Origin of the sequence: Pseudomonas sp. EA_65y_Pfl1_P113, from assembly GCF_963970525.1 — a bacterium.
GTDB classification, from domain to species: Bacteria; Pseudomonadota; Gammaproteobacteria; order Pseudomonadales; family Pseudomonadaceae; genus Aquipseudomonas; species Aquipseudomonas tritici.
This window is the reverse complement of the sequence record NZ_CAXAQM010000074.1, coordinates 1-3,094: the sequence shown is the minus strand read 5'-3', so window position 1 is coordinate 3,094 and position 3,094 is coordinate 1. Positions and strand designations below refer to the sequence as shown.

Genomic DNA, 3,094 nt, shown 5'->3' with positions numbered 1-3,094 from the left:
CGGGTGCTGACACACCAGTGCTGGCTACGGCCTTTGCCCCGCACGCGTTCTATAACCTTACGATGAACCAGTTTGATGCGCGACAGCGCTACGTCGAAGATGTAGTGGGGCCTCCCACATTTGACCGAGTTCCAACATGAGAATGCGGTCAAAATGTGCGAGCGGGCTTGCTCGCGAAAGCGGTATGACAGGCCCTGCTAAACCTGCGCTAACTCCGCATGCTCATCCGCATTCAGCAACTCTTTATCCGTCTGCCCCATGATCTGGCTGGTAATCGCCCCCGCCGTCATCGAACCGTTCACGTTCAACGCCGTGCGGCCCATGTCGATCAGCGGCTCCACGGAAATCAGCAGCGCCACCAGTGATACCGGCAAACCCATGGCCGGCAGTACGATCAGCGCGGCAAAGGTCGCCCCGCCGCCCACGCCTGCAACACCTGCCGAACTTAAGGTCACAATCGCCACCAGCGTCGCGATCCACAGCGGGTCCAGCGGGTTGATGCCCACGGTTGGGGCGACCATCACGGCCAACATGGCAGGGTAAAGCCCCGCGCAACCGTTCTGGCCAATAGTCGCGCCAAACGAGGCCGCGAATCCGGCGATGGATTGCGGAATGCCCAGGCGACGGGTCTGCGCTTCAATGCTCAACGGGATCGACGCCGCGCTGGAGCGGCTGGTGAAGGCAAACGTCAGCACCGGCCAGACTTTGCGGAAGAAACGCAGCGGATTGATCCCTGCCAGGGACAGCAGCACGCCGTGCACCACGAACATCAGGCCCAGGGCCAGGTACGACACCACCACAAAACTACCGAGCTTGATGATGTCTTGAAGGTTGGAGCCGGCGACCACTTTGGTCATCAGCGCCAATACGCCGTAGGGCGTCAGCTTCATGACCAGGCGCACCAGGCGCATCACCCAGGCTTGCAGGGTGTCGATGGCGTTGAGTACTTTCTGGCCTTTTTCCACGTCATCCTTGAGCAACTGCAGCGCGGCAACCCCCAGGAAGGCAGCGAAAATCACCACGCTGATAATCGACGTTGGCTTGGCGCGCGCTAGGTCAGCGAACGGGTTGGCCGGCACGAATGACAACAACAGTTGCGGGATATTCAGGTCGGCGACCTTGCCGGCGTAATCGCTCTGGATCACTTGCAGGCGCGCCATTTCCTGGGTGCCGGCCACCAGGCCTTCGGCGCTAAGGCCGAACAGGTTGGTGAGGCCAATACCAATCAGCGCGGCAATTGCGGTGGTGAACAGCAGCGTGCCAATGGTCAGGAAGCTGATCTTTCCCAGGGACGAGGCATTGTGCAGGCGCGCCACGGCGCTGAGGATCGAGGCGAACACCAGCGGGATCACGATCATTTGCAGCAGTTGCACGTAGCCGTTGCCGACCAGGTCGAACCAGCCGATGGAGGTTCTGAGCACCGGGTTGCCGGCGCCATAAATGCTGTGCAGCGCGACACCGAACGCCACGCCTAACACCAGGGCAAGCAACACCTTCTTGGCGAGGCTCCAGTGTGTACGACGGGTTTGTGCCAGGCCCAGCAACAGGGCCACGAACACCAGTAAGTTGAGAATCAGGGGCAGATTCATTAGAGCTCCGTTGAGAAGGCAGCCAATCGCGTGAGCCTGCGATTGCGAACCGGGAAGCCTAACAGCTTGAAATATATTGATTTAATACCGATATGGAATGGCCGGTGTCGTTTTTGGAATAAGCATTTGCCACTCAGGCGCAAAAGTGTGACGGAATCAGGACGCGCACGGTCGTGCTCGAAGTGGGAACTGTCACAGGGATTTGTTAGTGTCGATGTCTTTCACTCAGGGAGACAACGCCTATGAAGTTCGTGCCGAAATTACTCGCCGCCGCATTTTGCCTCGGACTCGTCAGCCAGGCGTTCGCCGCCACCGAGCTGAAGCACTGGCCAGCTCCGGCGGCCAAGCAACTGAATGAAATGATCGCCGCCAACGCCAACAAGGGTAATTTCGCGGTGTTCGACATGGACAACACCAGCTATCGCTACGACCTCGAAGAGTCCCTGCTGCCCTACATGGAAAACAAGGGTCTGATCACCCGTGACAGCCTTGATCCATCGCTCAAACTGATGCCGTTCAAAGACACCGCCGACCATAAGGAAAGCCTGTTCAGTTACTACTATCGCCTTTGCGAAGTGGACGACATGGTCTGCTACCCGTGGGTCGCCCAGGTGTTCTCGGGTTTTACCCTCAAGGAGCTCAAGGTGCAGGTCGATGAGCTGATGGCCTCCGGCAAGCCCGTACCCGTCAGCTATTTTGAAGGCGACGTGGTGAAAAAGTCCGAAGTGCAACCGCCGAAAATCTTCACCGGCCAGGCCGAGCTGTACAACAAGCTGATGGAGAACGGCATCGCGGTGTACGTGATGACCGCCGCTTCGGAAGAGCTGGTGCGCATGGTTGCCGCCGATCCGAAGTACGGCTACAACGTCAAACCCGAGAACGTCATCGGCGTGACCACCCTGCTCAAGGACCGCAAGACCGGCGAGCTGACCACCGCGCGCAAACAGATCAGCGCCGGTAAATATGACGAGAAGGCCAACCTCGACCTGGAGCTGACCCCCTACCTGTGGACCCCGGCCACCTGGATGGCCGGTAAGCATGCGGCCATTCTTACCTACATCGACGAGTGGAAAAAACCAGTGCTGGTGGGCGGCGACACCCCGACCAGCGATGGCTACATGCTGTTCCACGATGTGGACGTGGCCAAGGGGGGGATTCACTTGTGGATCAACCGCAAGGACAAGTACATGACCCAGCTGAACGGCATGATGGCCAAGCATGCGGCGGCGCAGGCCAAGGAAGGGTTGCCGGTGACGGCGGACAAGAACTGGGTGATTGTGAAGCCTGAAGAGATTCAGTAAGACCGAGTTGCCTGCCTTCGCGAGCAGGCCCGCTCTCACATTTTGATCCCTATTGTTTTCGAGAGTTGTTCTGGGCAAAAAAATGGTTCTTCACGGATTGCCGGGAAAGACGCTCTTGATCTTCATGAAGAAGAACTCGCTGTCCCGGTAACCGTACGCCATTCGTTTGATGACCTTTATTCGATTGTTTATTCCTTCCAACTG

General features: G+C 58.2%; 3 protein-coding genes. 1 reads left to right on the top strand and 2 read right to left on the bottom strand.

Going from position 1 to position 3,094, the window contains the following annotated elements:
• Positions 1 to 197: 197 nt before the first annotated feature.
• Positions 198 to 1,589, bottom strand: coding sequence for an L-cystine transporter (locus AACY52_RS28255; protein WP_339415235.1), 1,392 nt, complete (start codon positions 1,587 to 1,589; stop codon positions 198 to 200).
• A gap of 242 nt (positions 1,590 to 1,831) precedes the next feature.
• Between AACY52_RS28255 and AACY52_RS28250 the strand changes: the two genes are divergently transcribed.
• Positions 1,832 to 2,890 carry a haloacid dehalogenase-like hydrolase gene (locus AACY52_RS28250; RefSeq protein ID WP_339415236.1) on the top strand — a complete coding sequence of 353 codons (1,059 nt, stop codon included), beginning with the start codon at positions 1,832 to 1,834 and terminating at the stop codon, positions 2,888 to 2,890.
• 90 nt (positions 2,891 to 2,980) lie between these two features.
• Here AACY52_RS28250 and AACY52_RS28245 read toward each other — a convergent pair.
• The coding region (locus AACY52_RS28245; RefSeq protein WP_143497295.1) for a transposase at positions 2,981 to 3,094 on the bottom strand (114 nt) is incomplete at its 5' end.